At 69.2% G+C, this 21,538-nt stretch carries 21 protein-coding genes; 4 read left to right on the top strand and 17 right to left on the bottom strand.

What is annotated here, in order from left to right:
- Positions 1–5: 5 nt before the first annotated feature.
- From cheB to DXK32_RS10940, 5 genes are all read right to left on the bottom strand, one after another.
- Complete coding sequence (gene cheB / locus DXK32_RS10960; RefSeq protein ID WP_114858532.1) at positions 6–1,091, bottom strand: chemotaxis-specific protein-glutamate methyltransferase CheB; 1,086 nt, start codon at positions 1,089–1,091, stop codon at positions 6–8.
- A gap of 18 nt (positions 1,092–1,109) precedes the next feature.
- Entirely contained in the window at positions 1,110–2,654 is a 1,545-nt protein-coding gene (locus DXK32_RS10955) for a chemotaxis protein CheW (protein ID WP_114858531.1), read from the bottom strand.
- A gap of 22 nt (positions 2,655–2,676) precedes the next feature.
- Entirely contained in the window at positions 2,677–4,650 is a 1,974-nt protein-coding gene (locus tag DXK32_RS10950) for a methyl-accepting chemotaxis protein (protein ID WP_114858530.1), read from the bottom strand.
- A gap of 89 nt (positions 4,651–4,739) precedes the next feature.
- A complete protein-coding gene (locus tag DXK32_RS10945) occupies positions 4,740–5,378 on the bottom strand; it encodes a chemotaxis protein CheC (RefSeq protein WP_114858529.1) in 639 nt (212 codons plus the stop codon).
- A gap of 27 nt (positions 5,379–5,405) precedes the next feature.
- Complete coding sequence (locus DXK32_RS10940) at positions 5,406–5,813, bottom strand: response regulator transcription factor (RefSeq protein ID WP_114858528.1); 408 nt, start codon at positions 5,811–5,813, stop codon at positions 5,406–5,408.
- Positions 5,814–5,997: 184 nt separating this feature from the next.
- Here DXK32_RS10940 and DXK32_RS10935 point away from each other — a divergent pair, with 184 nt between their 5' ends.
- Together DXK32_RS10935 and DXK32_RS10930 are read left to right on the top strand one after the other, a co-directional pair.
- On the top strand, positions 5,998–6,624 hold the full coding sequence (locus DXK32_RS10935; protein ID WP_247877089.1) for a MarC family protein: 627 nt from the start codon (positions 5,998–6,000) through the stop codon (positions 6,622–6,624).
- A gap of 21 nt (positions 6,625–6,645) precedes the next feature.
- Positions 6,646–7,509, top strand: coding sequence for an aldose 1-epimerase family protein (locus tag DXK32_RS10930; RefSeq protein ID WP_114858526.1), 864 nt, complete (start codon positions 6,646–6,648; stop codon positions 7,507–7,509).
- Positions 7,510–7,524: 15 nt separating this feature from the next.
- Here DXK32_RS10930 and gltA read toward each other — a convergent pair whose 3' ends face one another.
- Together gltA and DXK32_RS10920 are read right to left on the bottom strand one after the other, a co-directional pair.
- Positions 7,525–8,865, bottom strand: coding sequence for a citrate synthase (gene gltA, locus DXK32_RS10925; RefSeq protein ID WP_114858525.1), 1,341 nt, complete (start codon positions 8,863–8,865; stop codon positions 7,525–7,527).
- A gap of 123 nt (positions 8,866–8,988) precedes the next feature.
- Positions 8,989–9,456 carry a flavodoxin family protein gene (locus DXK32_RS10920; RefSeq protein ID WP_114858524.1) on the bottom strand — a complete coding sequence of 156 codons (468 nt, stop codon included), beginning with the start codon at positions 9,454–9,456 and terminating at the stop codon, positions 8,989–8,991.
- Between the two features lie 49 nt (positions 9,457–9,505).
- Here DXK32_RS10920 and DXK32_RS10915 point away from each other — a divergent pair, with 49 nt between their 5' ends.
- On the top strand, positions 9,506–10,072 hold the full coding sequence (locus tag DXK32_RS10915; RefSeq protein ID WP_114858523.1) for an AAA family ATPase: 567 nt from the start codon (positions 9,506–9,508) through the stop codon (positions 10,070–10,072).
- Here DXK32_RS10915 and DXK32_RS10910 read toward each other — a convergent pair.
- The 9 genes from DXK32_RS10910 to glpD form a co-directional block, all read right to left on the bottom strand.
- On the bottom strand, positions 10,062–10,835 hold the full coding sequence (locus DXK32_RS10910; RefSeq protein ID WP_114858522.1) for an SDR family NAD(P)-dependent oxidoreductase: 774 nt from the start codon (positions 10,833–10,835) through the stop codon (positions 10,062–10,064). The genes DXK32_RS10915 and DXK32_RS10910 overlap by 11 nt on opposite strands.
- 12 nt (positions 10,836–10,847) lie before the next feature.
- The gene (gene glpK / locus DXK32_RS10905) at positions 10,848–12,353 is read right to left on the bottom strand and encodes a glycerol kinase GlpK (protein WP_114858521.1); all 1,506 of its coding nucleotides are present in this window, start codon (positions 12,351–12,353) and stop codon (positions 10,848–10,850) included.
- 153 nt (positions 12,354–12,506) lie between these two features.
- A complete protein-coding gene (locus DXK32_RS10900; RefSeq protein ID WP_114858520.1) occupies positions 12,507–14,264 on the bottom strand; it encodes an ABC transporter substrate-binding protein in 1,758 nt (585 codons plus the stop codon).
- Between the two features lie 55 nt (positions 14,265–14,319).
- The gene (locus DXK32_RS10895; RefSeq protein WP_114858519.1) at positions 14,320–14,613 is read right to left on the bottom strand and encodes a DUF2160 domain-containing protein; all 294 of its coding nucleotides are present in this window, start codon (positions 14,611–14,613) and stop codon (positions 14,320–14,322) included.
- A 19-nt stretch (positions 14,614–14,632) separates the two neighbouring features.
- Positions 14,633–15,430, bottom strand: a complete 798-nt coding sequence (locus tag DXK32_RS10890; RefSeq protein ID WP_014242527.1) for a carbohydrate ABC transporter permease — start codon at positions 15,428–15,430, stop codon at positions 14,633–14,635.
- A 15-nt stretch (positions 15,431–15,445) separates the two neighbouring features.
- Positions 15,446–16,330, bottom strand: coding sequence for a carbohydrate ABC transporter permease (locus DXK32_RS10885; RefSeq protein ID WP_059399526.1), 885 nt, complete (start codon positions 16,328–16,330; stop codon positions 15,446–15,448).
- Positions 16,330–17,418, bottom strand: coding sequence for an ABC transporter ATP-binding protein (locus DXK32_RS10880; RefSeq protein WP_114858518.1), 1,089 nt, complete (start codon positions 17,416–17,418; stop codon positions 16,330–16,332). Before DXK32_RS10880 ends, DXK32_RS10885 begins: the two co-directional genes overlap by 1 nt.
- 16 nt (positions 17,419–17,434) lie before the next feature.
- The gene (locus DXK32_RS10875) at positions 17,435–18,538 is read right to left on the bottom strand and encodes an ABC transporter ATP-binding protein (RefSeq protein WP_114858517.1); all 1,104 of its coding nucleotides are present in this window, start codon (positions 18,536–18,538) and stop codon (positions 17,435–17,437) included.
- A gap of 80 nt (positions 18,539–18,618) precedes the next feature.
- A complete protein-coding gene (gene glpD / locus DXK32_RS10870; RefSeq protein ID WP_114858516.1) occupies positions 18,619–20,160 on the bottom strand; it encodes a glycerol-3-phosphate dehydrogenase in 1,542 nt (513 codons plus the stop codon).
- A gap of 212 nt (positions 20,161–20,372) precedes the next feature.
- On the opposite strand from glpD, the gene DXK32_RS10865 reads away from it, so the two are divergent.
- Entirely contained in the window at positions 20,373–20,978 is a 606-nt protein-coding gene (locus DXK32_RS10865) for a DedA family protein (RefSeq protein WP_114858515.1), read from the top strand.
- Between the two features lie 39 nt (positions 20,979–21,017).
- On the opposite strand, the gene DXK32_RS10860 is transcribed toward DXK32_RS10865, so the two are convergent.
- Positions 21,018–21,233 carry a DUF3008 family protein gene (locus DXK32_RS10860; protein ID WP_114858514.1) on the bottom strand — a complete coding sequence of 72 codons (216 nt, stop codon included), beginning with the start codon at positions 21,231–21,233 and terminating at the stop codon, positions 21,018–21,020.
- Positions 21,234–21,538 lie beyond the last annotated feature (305 nt).

Genomic DNA, 21,538 nt, shown 5'->3' with positions numbered 1-21,538 from the left:
CGTTGTCATTCCCTCACCCACCGCGTCACCTGCTGGGCCACCCGGTCGGACGGCAGCACCATGTCGGCGCCGCCGCGGCGGATCAGCTCCTGCGGCATGCCGAACACGACGGCGCTGCCCTCCGCCTCCGCGATGGTGCGCCCGCCCTGGCGGCGCAGCTCCGTCATCGCCGCCGCGCCATCCGACCCCATGCCCGTCAGAAGAACGCCGATCAGCCGCGGCGGTGCCACGACGCGCAGCGCGCTTTCGACCAGCCGGTCCACGTTGGGGTGCCAGTTCCGCCGTTCGTCCATCGGAACCGGCTGGGCGACCAGCCGCCCGCCGCGCCGGACGATCTGAAGGTCGGCGCCGCCGCGCGCGATGCAGGCCATCCCCGGCTGGAGCGGCGTCGCCGTCGCGGCCTCCACCACCGTCACGGCGGAAATGGTGTCGAGGCGGCGGGCCAGCGGCCCGGTGAAGCTCGCGGGCATGTGCTGGACCACCACAACCGGCCAGGGAAAATCGGCCGGCAGAAGCGGCAGGATGTCCTCCAGCGTGCGCGGCCCGCCGGTGGACACGCCGATCAGCACCAGCCCCTCGTCCGGGTCGCCGGCGCCGTCGGCCTCGGCCGGCGGATTGGAAAGGGGAGCATCGGCCAGGAAATCCGCCCCGGCGATGCGCTCGCGCGCCCGGCGCAGCCGTTCCCGCAACCCCAGCACCCGACGCGGGCGCGACCCGGCGGCGGCGCGCACGGTATCGACCAACTCCTCGGCGATGCCAGCGATGGCGCCGACCCCCGACGGCTTGCGCACCGCCTCCACCGCCCCCAGCCGCAGGGCCTCCAGCGTCACCTCCGCCCCGTCCGCGGTCAGCGCCGACACCATCACCACCGGCTTGGGATGCTCGACCATGATGCGCTTCAGGCAGGCGAGGCCGTCCATGCCGGGCATCGTGACGTCCAGGGTCACCACATCCGGATCGAAAGCGGGCAGCCGTTTCAGCGCCTCCGCCCCGTCGGCGGCGGTCTCCACCGCGAAACCGGCGGACGAGAGGATATCGCCGATGCGCCGCCGCATCAGCGCCGAATCATCGACGACCAGGACCTTCAGCATGACGGGACCACCTTCCGATCAGACGGTGGCCAGCAGGTCGGCGAGCTGGTCCATGTCCAGCAGTTCGGACGGGTCCATCAGCAGAATCATCCGCCGCTCCCCGGCACTCTCCAGCGCGCCGATCCGGCGGATCAGGCGGTGCTGGGCCCGCGATACGACGGGGGCCGGTCCGATGGCGCCAACCGGGATGCGGACGATCCCGGCCATGCCGTCCACCCGCAGCCCGGCGCGCGCGCCCCCCGCGGCGATCACCACGACGCGGCCACGCTCCCCCGCGCTGCCCAGCCCCTCCGGCAGGCGCAGCAGACGGCGCAGCGCGACCAGCGGCAGGACGGCGCCGCGCAGGGTCGTCACGCCGTCGACGAAGTCCGGCGCGTTGGGCAGCGGGGTCACGGCGTCCGGCTGGCGCAACACCTCCTGCACCGCCGCGACCGGCAGGCCGTAGTCCGCCCCGGCCAACCGGAACACCACGAAGGCCTCCGCCCGTTCCGCCTCCGCGTCCATCGCCACAGCCGCCTCTCCTTCCCGCATCCGGGCGTCGCCGCCCGTCGTCCCAGCCCCATCGCCGGTGCCGTGACGGAACAGCCGTTCCGCCGACAGGACCGGGACCAGCCGCGCGCCGCCGTCCAGCCGGGCGATGCCGTCCATGTCCGCGAACTCCGCCTCCCTCGCCATCAGCGGCGGCACCGGGTCGATGCGTCCGCGGGGAACGCGCAGGATTTCCCGCACGTCCTCCACCACCACACCGACCAGCCCCTCCGCCGTGCGCAGGACGGCCACCTTGCCACGGTCCATTCCCTTCCGGGCGTCAAGCCCGAACAGCTCCCGAAGCCCGACCAGGGGAAGCAGCGCGTCGCGCAACGTCATCATGCCCAGGAGATGCGGACGGGCGCGGGGAACCCGGGTCACCGCTTCCGGAACCGGAACGACCTCCCGCACGGCCGCCACCGGCAGCGAGAACTCTTGTCCGGCAACGGTGAGGACGACGAGTTGTTCCTCATCCTGCCGCACCACGGCGAGGGTCTTGGGCGGGGCGGAGGCGTTGAAATCCGCCGCCCCGGCGGGGCCACCGGCCGGCCCGAGGTCGGCGAACTGGCGCTCGATCAGCGGGCCGGGATCGAGAATCAGCGCGCCGTCCCGCCCATCCCCGGCCAGGACGGCACCGGCCAGAAGATCCGCCTCGATGGACGGATCGGGCACCGCACCGGAATCGACGACGCGGTCCTCGTCCACGGCGGACAGGCCGAGGACGTGGTCCACCAACAGGCCGACCGGCTGACTCTTGTGGCGGACGATCAGCAGCCGCGCCGCCGCCGCCCCGCCATCCGCTCCCCCCTGTCCGGCCCCGGCAAGGCCCAGGACCCGGCGCAGCCCGATGACCGGCAGCACGGCGCCGCGCCGCCGGGCCAGCCCTTCCAGGCCGGGGGGCCCCAGCGGGATGGACACCAGCGCGGGCGGGCGCAGGATTTCCAGGACCTCGTCCAGCGGCAGGGCCAGCCCCACGCCGCCGACCGTGAAGAGGACGAAGGAACGCACGCCGTCGTGGCGGATGATCGCGGCCATGGGTCGTCTCCCCGCCGGCCGGTCAGCCGGCCCCTTGCAGTTCTTCGGCCATGGCGGCGATCTGCTCGATGGCGGCGGCCAGTTCCTCCGCTCCCTTGGCCTGCTCCCGCGCGGCCTTGGCCGCTTCGTTGGCGGAGCGGTTGGCCTGGTTGGCCGCGGCGGCGACCTGCTCCACGCCCTTCTGCGCCTCGGCCACGGCGCGCTGGACCTCGCCGGCGTCCTCGACGATCTCGCGGCTGCCGGAGGTCACGGTGCCCAGGTCGGCGATGGCGGCGGCGAGGCTTCCGGCGAACTCCTGGTGGCGGGCGGACTGGCGCGCCGTCTCGCTCCCGATGTCCTCGATGTCGCGGCGGACGCGCCCGATCTGGTCCTGGATGGCGTGGACGATGTCCTTCACCCGCTCGACATTCTCCGAGCTGTCGCGGGCGAGGTTGCGGATGTCGTTGCTGACCACGGTGAAGCCGCGCCCGAACTCCCCGGCGCGCGCCGCCTCGATGGAACCGCTGACCGCCAGCATGCCGGTCTGAATGGCGATGATGGAGATGGCGTCGACCACCTTGTCGATGCGCCGGCCGATCTGCTCCATGGCGCCGATGCGCTCCACCGTGCGGCGGCTGGCGGCGACCGCCTCCCCCACCCCGGCGGTCAGGGCGCCCACCATGCCCTGAGTCTCGGACAGCAGCGCCTCCAGGCTGACGCAGCGCTGAAGCGCCTCCTCCGCGCGGCTGTGGCCGAGCCGGGCGCTGGCCTCGATCTCCTCGATGGCGCTGCTGGACTGGTGGGTCGCCGCCCCCTGGGCCTGGGCGCCCCGGGATATCTGGGTGATCGCCGCCATGATCTGGGCGGCGGCGCGGTTGATCTCCTCGATGGCGGCGGACAGCTGCTCGGCGGCCGAGGCGAGATCACCGGCGGCGCGGTGGACGTCGGTGCTGCCGGTCAGCTCGTCGGCCAGATCGGACAGCTGGCCGGCGGCCTGTTCGCTCTGGGCGAGCGCCTTGGCCTGCTCGCCGACGGTCTTCAGCGCCTCCTCGCTGGCCGCCGCCTGCTCCTCCGCGGCCGAAGCCACGCTCTCGGCGCCGCGCTGCGCCTCCCGCCCGGCGGAATCGGCCTCGAGCGCGGCCTTGATGGTCTCCTGGGCGCCGCGGGCGATGTCCCCCATGCCGTCGCGCACCCGGTCGAGCTGGCCGGCGATCTGACGACCCCGCTCCACCTCCGCCTTGGACGCGTCGGCGCCGGTCACGATGCTCTCGGCGATGGCCCCCACCGCCTTCTGGATCTCCGCGACCATGCGGTTGATCTCGTTGGCGGACCGTTCGGAGCGCTCGGCCAGGGCCTGCACCTCGTCGGCCACCACGGCGAAGCCGCGCCCGGCGTCGCCCGCGCGGGCGGCCTCGATGGCGGCGTTCAGGGCCAGGAGGTTGGTCTGGTCGGCCATGACCGCCACCCCCTCGACGATGGTGCCGATCTCCGCCGCCTGCCGCTCCAGGTCGCGGACCAGGGCGACGGCGGCCTCCTGGCGCGTAGCGGCGCGGACCAGCCCATCGACGGAGGCGAGGATCTGGCCGCTGACGTCCTTCATCAGCGCCTGCAACGCCTCGATGCGCGACAGCGAGGATTCGGCGTTGCCGCGCGCCCGCCCGATCAGGCTGGCGCTGCGATCGATCATCCGCTGCGACTGCTGGGTGGCGCTGGCCGCCTCCTCCGCGCCGGCGGCCACCTGCTCCATCGCCTTGCGCAGCTCCTCGGCGGCGGCGGCGGCCTGGGTCACGCCGCTGGCCAGCTCGTTCGCCGCCGCGGCGATGCCTTCCGCAGCCTTGCGCCGCCGGTTGCCGGCGCGGGCGCGCCGCCGCACCTCCGCCGCGCGGCGGGTCGACAGGGCGTTGTCGGGCTGGTTGGGCAGAGCGGCGTCGTTGGGAAGCACCGTCGCATCCTCGCCGCCGTCCGCGTTGCGGGAGGCGCTCGCCGTGTCGATCCGCTTCTTCTTGACCAAGGCCATGATCCAAACCCCTTGCCCCGCGAGCCCGTGCGTTCCTGCCGGGGGCTCTTGTTGATTGGCGTGTGTCGATTGCTGCCGGGTGACGGCCCTCAGGCCAATACCCGGCCGATGTAGCGCCCGATGGCCGCCTTCAGCTCCACCGCGGACCCGGCGTCGAGCGCCAGGACGACCGTCCCCTCGACGTCGTGGGGCGGCGTGCGGAAGGTGACGTGGAACAGGATGGCCTGCGCCTCCGCCGTCAGGGCGACGCCGCAGCGCTCCAGGAGGTCGTCCCCCACGCCGCGCAAGACCTGCGGCAGGGTGGTGCCGACCGCGACGCCCAGCAGATTGCCCATGGAGGACAGGCAGCTGTTCAGCACGATGTTGCCGACCTCGGCCAGCGCCTCCTCCACCAGCTCCGCCGCGTCCTCCTTGGGAACGCCGGGCGGCAGGGCGGCGGCGGCGAGCGGCAGGCCGCTGCGTTCGGGCATCAGCAGGATCGCCGAGCCGAGGAAGGCGCCGGACAGGCACTCGGTGACCGCGATCAACGCTCCCGGCAGCGCCGACCGCAGCTGGCCGGACACCCGATCGCCGGGGATCAGGCTGACCATCGGCACCGAAATCTCCACCGGCCCGCCGATCATCCGGCTGAGCGCGGTGGACGCCCGGGCGACGCCGATGTTCCCCAGCTCCGTCAGCGCGTCGCGTTCCAGATCGTCCAGCTCAAGCCCCATGGGGATCGTGTCCATCGGCGCGTCCCGGCCGGGCCGGACCGGTCAAACAGTGCCCCCGCCGGACGCATCGTTGGAAGACGGGCGGCGCGGCAGGCTGGCGGCGGTGAGGAAGCGGGCCATCTGCTCCTCCTCCAGCGGCTTGGGCATGAAGGCGGCGCCCAGCGCGCGGATGCCGGACACCACCGAATCCTGGGCGTTGGCCGTGATGATGGCGACGCGGATGTCCGGCTTCGCCTGCAGCAGGCGGGCGGCGGCCTCCAGGCCGTTGTCGCCGGGCATGTTGAAATCGATTATGGCGATATGGATATCACCTTCGTCCAGTTTTCCATAAAGTTCAGCGCTGTTCGCCGCTTCGATGACCGTCCAATCCGGCTTGTTCCGAAGTATTATGCCGCGGACATGCATGCGGGACAGCTTGCTGTCGTCCACGACGATTACGGTCTTGCTCAACGCCTGTGCTCCGGGAGGAGAGAAAATTTGAATTGTGAAGCGATTATAACCACGGCCACGCCATGCGCCAGCATGGATTGCGGTCCGCAATCAGCGTTTTTCGACGAGCCTCCCCTTGGCCGCCTTTGGTGGCTTTGCTAACAGAAGGTGGGCCAGCAAGGCCATGCACTCCGGGGGGCCGTCCGTGGAAGATTTCATCAGCGCGCTCGTGGTGTTTCTCGTCGTGGTCGATCCGATCGGGCTGGTTCCGATCTATCTCGGCCTGACCCGTGGCTTCGACAGCCGGCGCAAGCGCACCATCGCCCTGCGCGGCCCGCTGATCAGCTTCGCCATCATCGTCTTCTTCGCCTATCTGGGCGAGCTGGTGCTGAGCGCCCTGTCCATCGGCATGCCGGCCTTCCGCATCGCCGGCGGCGCGCTGCTGTTCTGGATCGCCTTCGAAATGCTGTTCCAGCGCCGGGCCGAGCGCAAGGAACGCACCGCCGACGACGCCCGGACGGAGGAGGAGGCCCACGACCTCGCCGTCTTTCCGCTGGCGATTCCATTGATCGCCGGGCCGGGCGCCATCACCTCCACGCTGTTGCTGATGGACCGCTACGGCGCGACGCTGGGCGGCCAGGGCATGGTGCTGGGCGCGGCCGCGGTCGCCGTGGGCAGCGTCATGGCGCTGCTGGTCGTCGCCGATCTGGTGAACAGGTTGCTCGGCCGCACGGTGATCCACACGGTCAGCCGCGTTCTGGGCATCGTCCTGGCGGCGTTGGCCGCCCAGACGATCATCGAAGGCATCACCGCGGTCTATCCGCCCCACTGATCTCCACAAAGGACTCGGCCCATGGACCGGCACGCGCTCAGCAACGGACGCCTCGGCGCCGCGATCAAGGCCGACGGGGCGGAGCTGTGCTCGCTGACCCTCGACGGGCGGGAGCTGCTCTGGCAGGCCGGTCCGGAATGGCCGCGCCACGCGCCGGTGCTGTTCCCCATCGTCGGGCGGCTGAAGGACGACACGCTGCGCCACCAGGGACGGACCTACCGCATGACGCAGCACGGCTTCGCCCGCGACCGCCGCTTCGCCTGGGAGGAGCACACCGCGACCCTCTGCCGCCTGTCGCTGTCCGACGACGCGCAGACCCGCGCGCTCTATCCCTTCGCCTTCCGTTTGGAGCTGATGTTCGAGCTGGACGCGGACGGGCTGACCATCCGCCACCGCATCACCAACCCAGGCGACGAGACGTTGCCCGCCTCGCTCGGCGTGCATCCGGCCTTCCTCTGGCCGTTGCGGGACGGAGTGCCGAAGGAGGCGCACGCGCTTCTGTTCGAAACCGACGAGCCCGCGCCGATCCGCCGCGTCGAGGGTGGGCTCCTGTCGCCGCAGCCGGAACCGACGCCCGTCGAGGGCCGCCGCCTGCCGCTGACCGAGGGACTGTTCACGCGGGACGCGGTGATCCTCGACCGGCCGGCCAGCCGTTCCGTCCGTTACGGCGCGCCCGGCACACCGGCCATCACCGTCTCCTGGGAGGGCTTCAACGAGTTGGGTATCTGGTCGAAGCCGACCGGCGCGCCCTTCCTGTGCATCGAGCCCTGGCACGGCCACGCCTCCCCGGCGGCGTTCCACGGGGAGTTCATGGACAAGCCGGGGCTGGTGCACATCGCCCCCGGAGCGACGCGGGAGCTGAACTACCGCATCGCCGTGGGGTAAGGGACCGGCGTTCCGTCAGCCGCGCTTGTTCAGCGGAACGAAGGCGCGGCCCGGATTGCCGGTGTAGAGCTGGCGGGGACGCCCGATCTTCTGCTGCGGATCCTCGATCATCTCCTGCCACTGGGAAATCCAGCCGACGGTGCGGGCCAACGCGAACAGCACGGTGAACATGCTGGTCGGAAAGCCCATCGCCTTCAGGATGATGCCGGAATAGAAATCGACGTTGGGATAGAGCTTCTTCTCGACGAAGTAGGGGTCCTCCAGCGCGATCTTCTCCAGCTCCATGGCGATGGCGAGGTGCGGCTCGTCCTTGATGCCCAGCACGTCCAGGACCTCGTAACAGGTCTGGCGCATGATCTTGGCGCGCGGGTCGTAGTTCTTGTAGACCCGGTGACCGAAGCCCATCAGGCGGAAGGGGTCGTTCTTGTCCTTGGCGCGCTTGATGAATTCGGGGATGCGTTCGACCGAGCCGATCTCCTCCAGCATCAGCAGCACGGCCTCGTTGGCGCCGCCGTGGGCCGGACCCCACAGCGCCGCGATGCCCGAGGCGATGCAGGCGAAGGGGTTGGCGTGCGACGAGCCGGCCAGCCGCACCGTGGAGGTCGAGGCGTTCTGCTCGTGGTCGGCGTGCAGGATGAAGATCTTGTCCATGGCGCGGGCCAGGACCGGATCGACCTTCCAGGTCTCGCAGGGCGTCCCGAAGGTCATGTAGAGGAAGTTTTCCGCGTAGCTGAGGTCGTTGCGCGGATACATGAAGGGCTGGCCGACCGAATATTTGTAGGCCATGGCGGCCATGGTCGGCATCTTTGCGATCAGCCGGTGCGCGGCGATCATCCGCTGGCGCGGGTCGAGGATGTCGGTGGAGTCGTGGTAGAAGGCCGAGAGCGCTCCGGTCACCCCGCACATCACCGCCATGGGGTGCGCGTCGCGGCGGAAGCCGCTGTAGAAGCGGCTCAACTGCTCGTGCACCATGGTGTGGTAGGTGATGGTGCGCTCGAACTCCTCCTTCTGCTGCGGGTCCGGCAGCTCGCCGCGCAGCAGCAGGTGGCAGACCTCCAGGTAATCGCAATTCTCCGCCAGATCCTGGATGGCGTAGCCACGGTGCAGGAGGATGCCCTCGTCGCCGTCGATGTAGGTGATCGCCGACTCGCAGCTCGCCGTCGAGGTGAAGCCGGGATCGAAGGTGAAATAGCCGGTTTCGGCGTAGAGCTTGCGCACGTCGATGGCGCGCGGGCCGGTTTCGCCTTCCAGCAGCGGCAGCTTGACGGTTTTTCCGGTCGTGTCGTCGGTGACCGTGATGGTCCCGACCTGCTTGACCTCGCCGTGCCAGACCGGCCGGCCCTTGCTGCTCTCCATCGGCCCCTCCTTATGCTCGCGTCATCGGGCGTGACGCTGTTTCGTTGCACGTAGGAGACTGTATGAATGGGGGGTGTCGTCAATAGCACTCCCGATAGATGCCACCCCGCCGGGCATAGGCCGTCAGAAAATTCCCGCCTCCAACCCGGCGGCCATCAGCAGCCCCAGCTCTTCGCAGGAGGCGGCGAAATCGTCGCGGTAGGGGCCGCGGCAGACCAGCGGTTCCTGCACCGGACGCCAACGCAGCCCCGTCGCGATGGAGGCGACGGCGCGGCAGGTCCCCGTCCCGTCATGGCCCGCCCGCACGAACAGCGCGTAGGGCAGCCCCTGGGTGCGCTCTAGGCAAGGGTAATAGCTGCGGTCGAAGAAATCCTTGAGCGCCCCGCTCATATACCCCAGATTCTCGGTCGTCCCGAGGATCACGCCCTGCGACTCCAGCACATCCTCCGGCCCCGCCTCCAGCGGCGGTTTCGCCAGCACCTCCACCCCCTGCACCTCCGGCGACCGTGCCCCGCGCAGCACGGCGTCCAGCAGCGTCCGCGTGTTGGGCGATGGGCAATGGGCGACGACGAGGAGGCGTTTGGGCGGCATGATTCGTCCTTTCCACGGCGACTGTACCAACAACACAGGAGGACGTCCCATGAGCGACGATTCGCATCGCTTCGTCGTCGTCACGGGTGGCCCCGGCTCCGGAAAAAGCACCCTGATCGAAGCGCTGGCCCGCGAAGGCCACGCCCACAGCGTGGAGGCGGGCCGCGCCATCATCCAGGACCAGACCGCCATCGGCGGCCCGGCGCTGCCCTGGATCGACCCGTCGGCCTTCGCGGAGCTGATGCTGTGCTGGGATTTGCGCTCCCTCCGCCTCGCGCGGGAGCAGAAGGGGACGGTCTTCTTCGACCGTGGCATTCCGGACGTCATCGGCTACCTGCGCCTGATGAAGCGTCCGGTGCCCGCGCATCTGGAAACGGCGGCCCGCCGCTTCCGCTATCACCAGACCGTCTTCGTGGCACCGCCCTGGCCGGAGATTTTCGCGCCGGACGCCGAGCGCCGGCAGACCCTGGCTGAGGCCGCGGCAACCCACGACGCCATGGTCGAAACCTACGGCGGGCTGGGCTACGAGCTGGTCGCGCTGCCCAAGGCGCCGGTGACGGAGCGGCTGCGCTTCGTCCTGGATCGGCTTGCCGCGCCGGGGCCCCTCACGCCATGAGCTGGCCGCCGTTCACCTCGATCACCTGCCCGGTGATGTAGCCGCTGAGCGCGTCGGACGCCAGGAACAGATAGGCGCCGACGCAGTCCTCCGCCGTGCCCAGCCGGCCCAGCGGGATGCGCGCCGCCGTCGCCGCCAACTTCTCCGGCGAGGAGTAGCGCTGGTGGAAATCGGTGTCGATGGTGCCGGGCGAAACGGCGTTGACGCGGATGCGGTCCGGCGCCAGCTCCGCCGCCAGGGAGCGCGTGAAGGTCGAGACGAAGGCCTTCGACGCGCTATAGATCGAGGAACCGGGGCTGCCTCCGGTGCGGGCGGAGATGGAGACGGTGTTGACGATGGCCCCGCCCCCGGAGGCGCGCAGGGCCGGCAGGGCGCGCCGGCAGGCCACGACGACCGAGCGCAGGTTGAGGTCGATCACCTCGTCCAGGAAATCGTCGCCGATCCGCTCCAGCGGCACCCGCCCGACCATGGTGCCGGCGTTGTTGACGAGGATGTCCAGCCCGCCCAGCGCCTGCACCGCCGCGTCAACCGCCGACTCCACGGCGCGCGGGTCGCGGAAGTCGCCGGTAACGGCGTAGACCTCCGTCCCGCCCGCCGTGAGGGCGAGCGCCAGCCGGGCCGCGGCATCGTTGCCACCAGAACCGTGAAGCGCCACTTGCGCGCCAAGACTGGCGAAGGCGGTGCCCACCGCCGCCCCGATGCCCCGGCTGCTTCCGGTCACCAGCACGCGCTTGCCGCGCAGATCCTCGCCCAACCACGTCATGGCTTCTGTCCCTCAGCGTTCACGGCGCACGCGGCGCACGGCGTCCAGCCAGCCGTCGTAGAGGCGGACGCGCTTGGCCGCGTCCATCCGCGGCTCGAACCGGCGGTCGCAGCGCCACGCGCCGGCCAGCGCCGCCTGGTCGCGGTAGACTCCGGCCTTCAGCCCGGCCAGCCCGGCGGCGCCCAGCGCGGTCGTCTCGATCACCGCCGGGCGTTCCACGGGCAGGTCCAGCACGTCGGCGAGGAACTGGCACAGCCAGTCGTTCGCCGCCATGCCGCCGTCCACCCGCAGCGCGTCGGAGGTCGCCGTGTGCGCGGCCGACCAGTCGGAGACCATGGCGTCGCGCAGGTCGCGGGTCTGGAAGGCCACCGCCTCCAGCGCGGCGCGGGCGATGTGGGCCGGGCCGGCGTCCAGCGTCAGGCCGAAGATGGCGGCGCGGGCCTCCGGGTCCCAGTGGGGGGCGCCCAGCCCCACGAAGGCCGGCACCAGATAGACGCCGTGGCTGTCCGGAACGCGGGTCGCCATGTCGTCGGTCTGCGAAGCGTGGGTGATGATCCCCAGCCCGTCGCGCAGCCATTTGATGGCCGCCCCGGCGATGAAGATGGAGCCCTCCAACGCGTAGGTCGTCCGCCCGTCCAGCCGGTAGGCGACGGTGGTCAGCATGTTGGAGCGCGACTCGACCGGCTCGCCGCCGGTGTTCAGCAGGGCGAAGCAGCCGGTGCCGTAGGTGGACTTGACCATGCCCGGCTGGAAGCAGGCCTGCCCGAAGGTCGCCGCCTGCTGGTCGCCGGCGATGCCGGTGATCGGGATGGCGCGGCCCAACAGGTCCGGTTCGGTCGCGCCGAACTCGGCGCTGCTGTCCAGCACCTCCGGCATCATGGCGCGGGGGATGCGGAACAGGGCGAGCAGCTCGTCGTCCCAGTCCTGGCGGTGGATGTCGAAGACCATGCTGCGCGAGGCGTTGGTCGCGTCGGTGGCGTGCACCCGCCCGCCGGTCAGCCGGTGCAGCAGGAAGCTGTCGATGGTGCCGAAGCACAGCTCGCCCCTCTCCGCCCGCTCCCGCGCGCCGGGAACATGGTCGAGAATCCAGCCGATCTTGGTGGCGGAAAAGTAGGAATCGATCAGCAGCCCGGTCTTGCGCCGCACCAGCGGCCCGCAACCGTCCTCGACCAGCTTGCGGCAGAGGTCGGCGGTGCGGCGGTCCTGCCAGACGATGGCGCGGTGCACCGGCTCGCCGGTGCGGCGGTCCCAGACGACGGTGGTTTCGCGCTGGTTGGTGATGCCGATGGCGGCGATGTCCGCTGCGATCAGCCCGGCCTCTTCCACGGCGCCCCGCATCACCGCCACGGTGTCGCGCCAGATGTCCTCCGGATCGTGCTCCACCCAGCCGTCGGCGGGATAATGCTGCGCGAACTCGCGCCGGGCGATCCCGGCGGGAACACCCCGCCGGTCGAAGACGATGGCGCGGGTGGAGGTGGTCCCCTGATCGATGGCGAGGACGTGGCCGGCTTCAGGCATGGTCTTTCCTATGGTCTCGTTCGTTCCCTCTCCCCTCTGGGGAGAGGGTTGGGGTGAGGGGGTTGCGCTTTTGCCGGACGTGCCGCCATGCGGATCCCCCTCACCCTCCCCTCTCCCCAGAGGGGAGAGGGTTATCTCAAGTTGTTTACGTCATCACTGCGCCATCGCGGCCTTCTTCGGCGGCGAGGCCGGCCAGGACTTGATGAGCTGGTCGTAGTCCACCGTCTCGCCCTTGGGCTTCTCGTTGGACAGCTTGCGCTGCGGCGCGGTGGTGCCGTCCTTTTCGGCCTTGGCGAACCAGAACTCCGCCGACTCCTTCTTGTTCAGCTTCGGTCCGCATTCGCCCTGCACGCCCGAGCGCTCGAGACGCTCCATCACGGAGTCCTGGGCCGCGGCCAGCGCGTCCATGGCCGCCTGCGGCGTCTTGGCGCCGGAGGAGGCGTCGCCGATGTTCTGCCACCAGAGCTGTGCCAGCTTCGGGTAATCCGGCACGTTCACCCCGGTCGGCGTCCACTGCACCCGCGCCGGGGAGCGGTAGAATTCCACCAGCCCGCCCAGCTTCGGCGCGCGCTCGGTGAAGCTCTTGTCCCAGATGTCGCTTTCCCGGATGAAGGTCAGGCCGACATGGCTCTTCTTCAGGCTGACCGACTTCGACATGGTGAACTGGGCGTAGAGCCACACCGCCTTGCGGCGGTCCACCGGGGTGGATTTCAGCAGTGTCCAGGACCCGGCGTCCTGGTAGCCCAGCTTCATGCCGTCCTTCCAATAGGCGCCCTTGGGCGACGGGGCCATGCGCCATTTCGGCGTGCCGTCGGCGTTCACCACCGGCAGGCCGTCCTTCACCATGTCGGCGGTGAAGGCGGTGTACCAGAACATCTGCTGCGCGACGTTGCCCTGGGCCGGCACCGGACCGGATTCGGAGAAGGTCATGCCGGCGGCCTGCGGCGGCGCGTATTTCTTCAGCCACTCCACGTATTTGGTGACGGAGTAGACGGCGGCCGGGCCGTTGGTGTCGCCGCCCCGCTCGACGGAGGAGCCGACCGGGCTACAGCCCTCCATGCGGATGCCCCACTCGTCCACCGGCTTGCCGTTGGGAAGACCCTTGTCACCGTTGCCGGCCATCGACAGCCACGCGTCGGTGAAGCGCCAGCCCAGCGACGGGTCCTTCTTGCCATAGTCCATGTGACCGTAGACCTTGACGCCGTCGATCTCCTTCACGTCGTTGGTGAAGAACTCGGCGATGTCCTCATAGGCCGACCAGTTGACCGGGACGCCCAGCTCGTAGCCGTACTTGGCCTTGAACTTCTCCTTCAGGTCCGGGCGCTGGAACCAGTCGTAGCGGAACCAGTAGAGGTTGGCGAACTGCTGGTCGGGAAGCTGGTAGAGCTTGCCGTCCGGACCGGTGCCGAAGGATTTGCCGATGAAGTCGTTCACGTCCAGCGTGGGGGACGTGACGTCCTTGCCCTCCCCCTCCATCCAGTCGCTGAGCGCCACGGCCTGCTTGTAACGGAAATGGGTGCCGATCAGGTCGCTGTCGTTGATCCAGGCGTCGTAGATGTTCTTGCCGGACTGCATCTGCGTCTGGATCTTTTCGACCACGTCGCCTTCCTGGATCAGGTCGTGGCGCAGCTTGATCCCGGTGATCTCGCTGAAGGCCTTGGCGAGCGTCCGGGCCTCGTACTCATGGGTGGTGATGGTTTCGGAGACGACGTTGATCTCCATCCCGGCGAAGGGCTTGGCGGCGTCGATGAACCACTGCATTTCCTTCAGCTGATCCTCCTTCGACAGGGTCGAAGGCTGGAACTCGCTGTCGATCCAGCGCTTGGCCGCCTCGATGTCGGCGAAGGCCGGGGCTGATGACAGAAGAAGCGCCGCCGCGGATGCGGAGGCGAGATACAGGGTACGCATCATTTATTCCTCCCGTTTCCATTGTTATAGGCCCGTTCCGGCCGACACAGGCCGGCCGTCACACCCAGCGGAAGACCGCCGCGGCGTAGAGAAGCGAAAGCGCGGTCGCGTACTGCACCTCCTCCCCCACCAGCCCCAGCCAGGCGAGGTGGATGAAGGCGCTGCCGAGAAGCGTGATGAACAGCCGGTCGCCGCGCGTCGTGGCGATGCCCAGCACGCCGGGGCGCGCCACCTCCGGCCGGTTGAGCGCCAGGACGGTGAGCAGGGTCAGCAGCCCGGCGATGACGACGAAGAAGGCGCCGGTCTGCCAGGTCCAGGCCATCCAGGCGAGATGTTCGGTGACGGTGTCCATGGCGGCGTCCTCCCTCCCGTCAGACGCGGCCCAGGGCGAAGCCCTTGGCGATGTAGTTGCGCACGAACCAGATCACCAGCGCGCCGGGCAGGATGGTCAGCACCCCCGCCGCCGCCAGCAGCCCCCAATCCATGCCGGAGGCCGAGACGGTGCGCGTCATCGTCGCCGCGATGGGCTTGGCGTCCACCGAGGTCAGCGTGCGCGCCAGCAGCAGCTCGACCCAGCTGAACATGAAGCAGAAGAAGGCGGTGACGCCGATCCCGCTGGCCACCAGCGGCATGAAGATCTTCACGAAGAATCGCGGAAAGCTGTAGCCGTCGAGATAGGCGGTCTCATCGATCTCCCGCGGTACCCCGGACATGAAGCCCTCCAGGATCCACACCGCCAGCGGCACGTTGAACAGGCAGTGGGCCAGCGCCACGGCCAGCGGCGTGTCGAACAGCCCGATGGCCGAGTAGAGGTTGAAGAAGGGCAGCGCGAAGACCGCCGCCGGGGCCATGCGGTTGGACAGCAGCCAGAAGAACAGATGCTTGTCGCCCACGAAGCGGTAGCGCGAGAAGGCGTAGGCCGCCGGCAGGGCCAGCGCGATCGACAGCACCGTGTTCAGCGCCACATACTGCAGCGAGTTCAGGTAACCTGAGTACCAGGACGAATCGGTGAAGATCCGCCGGTAATTCTCGAAGGTCAGCGTGTGGGGCCACAGCGTCAGGCCGCTGACGATCTCGGTGTTCGTCTTCAGGCTCATGTTCACGAGCCAGTAGATCGGCAGCATCAGGAACAGGATGTAGAGCGTGAGGACGATCCGTGCGCGCAGCATGGCCCGTTTCCTTTGCTAGTTCCGTTGCGCGTCCATGCGGGTCATGACGGTGTAGAAGACCCAGCAGACCGCCAGGATGATCAGGTTGTAGACGATGGACAGGGCCGCGGCCTTGCCCAGATCGAACTGCCCCAGCGCCAGCTTCACGAGGTCGATCGACACGAAGGTGGTCGAGTTGCCGGGACCGCCGCCGGTCACCACGAAGGGCTCCGTGTAGATCATGAAGCTGTCCATGAAGCGCAGCAGCACGGCGATCAGCAGCACCCGGTGCATCTTCGGCAATTGGATGTTGCGGAACACCGCCCAGCGCGAGGCCCCGTCGATCCTTGCGGCTTGGTAGAAGGCGTCGGGGATGGAGCGCAGGCCGGCGTAGCAGAGCAGCGCCACCAGCGAGGTCCAGTGCCAGACGTCCATCGTCACGATGGTCACCCAGGCCGACAGCGGGTCCGCCGTGTAGTTGTAGGGGATGCCCAGCCGGTTGACCGCCCAGCCGAGCAGGCCGATGTCCTCGCGGGCGAAGATCTGCCAGATGGTGCCGACGACGTTCCACGGGATCAGCAGCGGCAGAGCCAGCACCACCAGGGTCGCCGCCACCCGCCAGCCGTGACGCGGCATGCTCAGCGCCACGGCGATGCCCAGCGGCACCTCGATCAGAAGGATCAGCAGCGAGAACAGCAGGTTGCGCCACAGCGCGTCGAAGAACCGCCCGCCGAGGTCAGTGGAGGGGTCGAGAAGCTCCTGGTACCAGCCGATGCCGTTCCAGAAGAACTGGTTATTCCCGAAGGTGTCCTGCACCGAGTAGTTGACCACCGTCATCAGCGGCAGGATGGCCGAAAAGGCGACGATCAGAAGAACCGGCAGGACCAGCAGCCAGGCCCCTTGGTTGACGGGCTTGTCCATCACGCCGCCTCCCCTTCCACGAGCGTTCCGTCCGCGTAGACATGCACCATGGCGGGATCGAGCAGCAGCGACGCCTCGTCCCCCGCGAGAGTCAGGTCCTCCGGCACCGTCGCCGCCATCGGCAGACCCGACAGCTCCACCCGCGCGATGCGCGTGCGCCCCAGATCATCCAGCCGGCGCACACGCACCGGCACGCCGCCGGCCCCGGCGGGCGCCAGCGTGGCGAACTCCGGCCGCACGCCGATCTCGATCTTCGCCCCACCACTGAGGGCCGGATAGCCGCGGCGCAGCGCGATGACGTGGCCGCCGACCCGCGCGGCGCGGCCCGACACCTCGGCCGGCAGGACGTTCATTCCCGGCGATCCGATGAAATGGCCGACGAAGACGTGGGCGGGCCGCTCGAACAGCTCCTGCGGACGGCCCACCTGGACGACGCGCCCGTCATGCATCACGACCACCTTGTCGGCGAAGGTCAGCGCCTCCGTCTGGTCGTGGGTCACGTAGATCATCGTCAGGTCGAGCGCGCGGTGCAGCGCCTTCAGCTTCGACCGCAGCTCCCATTTCAGATGCGGGTCGATGACCGTCAGCGGCTCGTCGAACAGGATGGCCGCCACGTCCGGGCGGACGAGCCCGCGCCCCAGGGAAATCTTCTGCTTGGCGTCGGCGGTCAGGTTCCGCCCGCGCCGGTTCAGGTCCGCCGTCAGGTCGAGCAGCCCGGCGATCTCCCGCACCCGCGCGTCGAGCGGCGCCCCGCGCAGGCCACGGTTGCGCAGCGGAAAGGCGAGGTTCTCGTAGACCGTCATGGTGTCGTAGACGACGGGGAACTGGAAGACCTGGGCGATGTTGCGCGCCTCGGTCGGCAGGGCCGTCACATCCTTGCCGTCGAACAGCACCCGCCCCTCGCTGGGGGTCAGCAGGCCGGAGATGATGTTCAGCAGCGTGGTCTTGCCGCAGCCCGAAGGCCCGAGCAGCGCGTAGGCCCCGCCCTGCTCCCACACATGGGTCATCGGCTTCAGCGCGTAGTCGTCGTCGCTCTTCGGGTTAAGGGTGTAGCTGTGGCCGAGGGATTGAAGGTCGATGCGCGCCATGCCGTCCGCCCTCCCGTCACGCCGCCATGACCAGCGGCGGCGCCGCGGCCAGCCGCCCGTCATGGCCGAACACGAACAGCCGCCGCGGGTCGATGAAGCACTCGATCCGCTCGCCCGGCTCGACCTCCAGCACGCCGCGCGTGACGGCCACCCAGCGGTCCGCCCCGCCATCGGTGCGCGGCAGATCGATGTGGACGAAGCTCTCCGACCCGGTGATCTCGCTGACCGCCACGGCGCCGCTCAAGGAGATGGCGTCGGCGTGGGGCCGCGTCAGATGCAGATGGTCGGCGCGGAAGCCGATGGTGTAGTCGTCGTCCGGCAGCTCCGCCAGGACGCCGCGCGCCGGCCCGTGCTCGCCCGTCGCCAGCACGATCTGCAAGCCGCGCTTGTGCACCCGCATGGTGTTGAGCGGCGGGTCGGAGAAGACGCGCGCGCTGGTCAGGTTGGCCGGGCGGCGGTAGACGTCCGGCGTGCGCCCGAACTGCGCCAGCCGCCCTTCCCACAGCGTCGCCGTGTTGCCGCGGAGCAGCAGCGCCTCCGCCGGTTCCGTCGTCGCGTAGACGAAGACGGCGCCGGTCGCGGCGAAGATCTTCGGCAGTTCCTCCCGCAGCTCCTCGCGCAGCTTGTAGTCCAGGTTGGCCAGCGGCTCGTCGAGCAGGACGAGCTGCGCCTCCTTGACCAGGGCGCGGGCGATGGCGGTGCGCTGCTGCTGGCCGCCGGAGAGCTGCTGCGGCGTGCGCTGCAAGTAGGGCTCCAGCTTCAGCAGGCGGGCGGCCTCCCGCACCTTGCGGTCGATCTCGTCCTTGGGCCGGCGGGCGACCCGCAGGGGGGAGGCGATGTTCTCGTAGACGGTCAGGGAGGGGTAGTTGATGAACTGCTGGTAGACCATGGCGACGGAGCGTTCGCGGACGTGCCGCCCCGTCACGTCCACCCCGTCCACCAGCACGCGCCCGGCGCTGGGCCCGTCCAGCCCGGCCATCAGCCGCATCAGCGACGTCTTGCCCGACAGGGTCGGCCCCAGCAGAACGTTCAGCGACCCGCGCTCCAGGCTCAGCGACACGTTCTCGAGGTGAACGTGGCCGCCGACATGCCTGCTGACCTTGTCCAGAACCAAGCCCACCGGCCTTCCTCCCCAATATTCATTTTTTCTTTATTGAGATGGTTCTTGTCGCCGTGTTTCCAGCCTGTTTTCCACGCCCGCTATTCGGCGGCGTCGGATGCCCTCTCCCTCCGGCGGCACTCCTCGGTCATGAAGGCGTCGAGCGCCTGGGCCTGGGCGGCGTCCAGCCGCAACCCCAGTTTGGTCCGGCGCCACAGCACGTCCTCGGCGGTCTCCGCCCACTCCTCCGTCATCAGGTAGCGGACCTCGGCCTCGCTCAGGGTCCCGCCGAAGTCGCGGCCCAGATCCTCCGGTCGCGCGGCGCTGTCGAGAATCCGGCGGGCGCGGGTGCCGTAGGTGCGCACCAGCCGCTCCAGATGCGGCTGCGTCAGGAAGGGCGCCCGCCCGCGCAGTTCGGCGACCAGCGCCGCGACGCCGTCCACCGGGAAATCACCGCCCGGCAGGGTGCCGGCGCTGCTCCAGTCCGAGGCGCCGGGGGCGAGCTTCGGCAGAAAGGGCGCCAGCTTGGCGATCGCGGCGTCGGCCAGACGGCGGTAGGTGGTGATCTTCCCGCCGAAGATGTTGAGCAGCGCCGCCTTGCCGTCGCCCGGCGCGTCGAGCGCCAGCACATAGTCGCGGGTCGCCGCCTGCGCCGTCGAGGCGCCGTCGTCGTAGAGCGGGCGGACGCCGGAATAGGTCCACACCACGTCGGCCGGTGTCACCGGCTTGGCGAAATACTCCCCGGCGGCGGCGCAGAGATAGGCGATCTCCGCCTCCGACGCGCGGACGTCCGCCGGATCGCCCTGGTAGTCGTTGTCGGTGGTGCCGATCAGGGTGAAGTCGCGCTCGTAGGGGATGGCGAAGACGATGCGCTTGTCGGCGTTCTGGAAGATGTAGCAGCGGTCGTGGTCGAACAGCTTCGGCACCACGATGTGCGAGCCCTGGACCAGACGGATGCGCGCGTCCACCGTGGAGCGCGCCCCCTGCCGCATCACCTCGGACACCCAGGGGCCGGCGGCGTTGACCAGCGCGCGGGCGCGGATGCTGCTGCGCTGGCCGCTGCGCGTGTCCTCGACCGTCACCGTCCACAGCCCATCCTCGCGGACGGCGCCCAGGAAGCGGGTGCGGGTGCGGATCGCAGCACCCATGCGGGCGGCATCCTGCGCGTTCAGGACAACCAGACGCGCGTCGTCGACCCAGCAATCCGAATATTCGAAAGCGCGACCGAAACCCGGCTTCAACGGCTTGCCCGCCGGATGATTCCGCAGATCCAGTCCGCGCGTGCCCGGCAGCTTCTCCCGCCCGCCGAGATGGTCGTAGAGGAACAGGCCCAGCCGCAGGAACCAGGAAGGCCGCAGGCCGGGCAGATGGGGAAGGACGAAGCGCAGCGGCCAGATGATGTGCGGCGCCATGCGCCACAGCACCTCGCGCTCGCGCAGCGCCTCGCGGACCAGCCGGAACTCGTAATATTCCAGGTAGCGCAGGCCGCCGTGGATCAGCTTGGTCGAGGCCGAGGACGTGCCCGACGCCAGATCCTTCTGTTCGCACAGATAGACGGAGCAGCCCCGCCCCGCGGCATCGCGCGCGATGCCACAGCCGTTGATGCCGCCGCCGACGATGGCAAGGTCGTAGACCCCGGCCATCCATCCCTCCTCTCCGCTGTGCGCCCGCCCCTTGCGGTCCGCGCCTTTGTTTTCGTTTCAAACGGTAGCTGAGGGTTCAACGGGCCGCAATACGAAAAAAGTGAAAGCGATGCGAAAGGCCATGGCACCATCCACCCTCCCTCTTCGGGAGAGCCGGTGAACTCCCGCCGCGCCGGAGGGTTATCCCTGGGGAACCGGAACCGGAGGGCCGCGTGTTCGAGTGGATCGCAGACATGGTCGAAGGCGGCGGCTACGCCGGCATCGCGCTTCTGATGCTGCTGGAGAACGTCTTTCCGCCCATCCCGTCGGAACTCATCATGCCGCTGGCCGGCTTCGTCGCGGCCCGCGGGGATCTCAGCCTGCCGCTGGTGGTTCTGGCGGGCAGCGCGGGATCGGTGGCGGGGGCTCTGTTCTGGTACTATGCCGGGCGGTGGCTGGGCAGCGGGCGGCTGAAGCGGCTGGCCGCCCGGCATGGCCGCTGGCTGACGGTGGCGCCTGCGCAGGTTGACGAGGCGACGGGCCGGTTCCGCCGCCACAGCGGAGCGTCGGTGCTGATCGGGCGCCTGATCCCGGCGGTGCGCACGCTGATCTCCGTTCCCGCGGGAATCGCCGGCATGGGGCTGACACGCTTCCTGATCTATTCGACCATCGGAACGGCGCTGTGGTCGCTGGTCCTGGCCGGCGCGGGCTATCTGCTGGAAGGCCAGTACGACAAGGTTGCGGGATGGATGGACCCGGTGGCCAAGCTGGTCATCGCCGCCATCGCCGCGTGGTACGCCTACCGTGTCGCCACCTTCCGCACACAGGAACAGAACTGACGGGGTCGCCCCCGTCAGTTTCCAGGTAACGGACGAACCTCAATCCTTCTTATCGTCCGCCTTATCGTCCGCCGAGCTGCGGGTGGGCAGGTCCTTGCGCTTCGCGGACGCCATCTCCCGCAGTTCCTTCTCGCTCATCGACGTGGCCATCTCCTTCGAGGCGCCGCGCAGGCTGGATTCCGGCTTCTCCCCGCGCTTGGCGGCCAGCGCCGCGCCTGCGGCCATCTGCTGCTTCTTGGACTCCGCCTTGCTCATCCGATCCCTCCACCGGTGATGTGAACGCTCCTTCCATCAACAGGATCGGAACGGATTCCCTCCTTTCAGGCCGGCCTTGCAACCTTTGATAACCCCATCACATCCCTTCGTCCCGCCGCGGCGGATGCGACGTTGACCGAAACGGAACAACCACACGGGGGTGTGTCCGATGCCGTTTCATTTCGCAATACGGATTTTTCCGTCCGTCAAAATCGCCATGAGTTGTATGATTCGTTGACAATCCCATTTTAAGACGTATTTATGGCGTCATAATCACTTTTTCGGAAGCGTATGACATTTTTGTA

Origin of the sequence: Azospirillum brasilense, from assembly GCF_003349955.1 — a bacterium.
Classification (GTDB): Bacteria; Pseudomonadota; Alphaproteobacteria; order Azospirillales; family Azospirillaceae; genus Azospirillum; species Azospirillum brasilense_B.
The sequence above is the reverse complement of the archived record's forward strand: the minus strand, read 5'-3'. Positions and strand labels throughout refer to the sequence as shown.

What these genes read in the sequence shown, in the direction of transcription:
- cheB (WP_114858532.1), bottom strand. Translation starts at nt 1,091, where the DNA reads ATGCTGAAGGTCCTGGTCGTCGATGATTCGGCGCTGATGCGGCGGCGC.
- DXK32_RS10955 (WP_114858531.1), bottom strand. Translation starts at nt 2,654, where the DNA reads ATGGCCGCGATCATCCGCCACGACGGCGTGCGTTCCTTCGTCCTCTTC.
- DXK32_RS10950 (WP_114858530.1), bottom strand. Translation starts at nt 4,650, where the DNA reads ATGGCCTTGGTCAAGAAGAAGCGGATCGACACGGCGAGCGCCTCCCGC.
- DXK32_RS10945 (WP_114858529.1), bottom strand. Translation starts at nt 5,378, where the DNA reads ATGGACACGATCCCCATGGGGCTTGAGCTGGACGATCTGGAACGCGAC.
- DXK32_RS10930 (WP_114858526.1), top strand. Translation starts at nt 6,646, where the DNA reads ATGGACCGGCACGCGCTCAGCAACGGACGCCTCGGCGCCGCGATCAAG.
- gltA (WP_114858525.1), bottom strand. Translation starts at nt 8,865, where the DNA reads ATGGAGAGCAGCAAGGGCCGGCCGGTCTGGCACGGCGAGGTCAAGCAG.
- DXK32_RS10920 (WP_114858524.1), bottom strand. Translation starts at nt 9,456, where the DNA reads ATGCCGCCCAAACGCCTCCTCGTCGTCGCCCATTGCCCATCGCCCAAC.
- DXK32_RS10915 (WP_114858523.1), top strand. Translation starts at nt 9,506, where the DNA reads ATGAGCGACGATTCGCATCGCTTCGTCGTCGTCACGGGTGGCCCCGGC.
- DXK32_RS10910 (WP_114858522.1), bottom strand. Translation starts at nt 10,835, where the DNA reads ATGACGTGGTTGGGCGAGGATCTGCGCGGCAAGCGCGTGCTGGTGACC.
- glpK (WP_114858521.1), bottom strand. Translation starts at nt 12,353, where the DNA reads ATGCCTGAAGCCGGCCACGTCCTCGCCATCGATCAGGGGACCACCTCC.
- DXK32_RS10900 (WP_114858520.1), bottom strand. Translation starts at nt 14,264, where the DNA reads ATGATGCGTACCCTGTATCTCGCCTCCGCATCCGCGGCGGCGCTTCTT.
- DXK32_RS10895 (WP_114858519.1), bottom strand. Translation starts at nt 14,613, where the DNA reads ATGGACACCGTCACCGAACATCTCGCCTGGATGGCCTGGACCTGGCAG.
- DXK32_RS10890 (WP_014242527.1), bottom strand. Translation starts at nt 15,430, where the DNA reads ATGCTGCGCGCACGGATCGTCCTCACGCTCTACATCCTGTTCCTGATG.
- DXK32_RS10885 (WP_059399526.1), bottom strand. Translation starts at nt 16,330, where the DNA reads ATGGACAAGCCCGTCAACCAAGGGGCCTGGCTGCTGGTCCTGCCGGTT.
- DXK32_RS10880 (WP_114858518.1), bottom strand. Translation starts at nt 17,418, where the DNA reads ATGGCGCGCATCGACCTTCAATCCCTCGGCCACAGCTACACCCTTAAC.
- glpD (WP_114858516.1), bottom strand. Translation starts at nt 20,160, where the DNA reads ATGGCCGGGGTCTACGACCTTGCCATCGTCGGCGGCGGCATCAACGGC.
- DXK32_RS10860 (WP_114858514.1), bottom strand. Translation starts at nt 21,233, where the DNA reads ATGAGCAAGGCGGAGTCCAAGAAGCAGCAGATGGCCGCAGGCGCGGCG.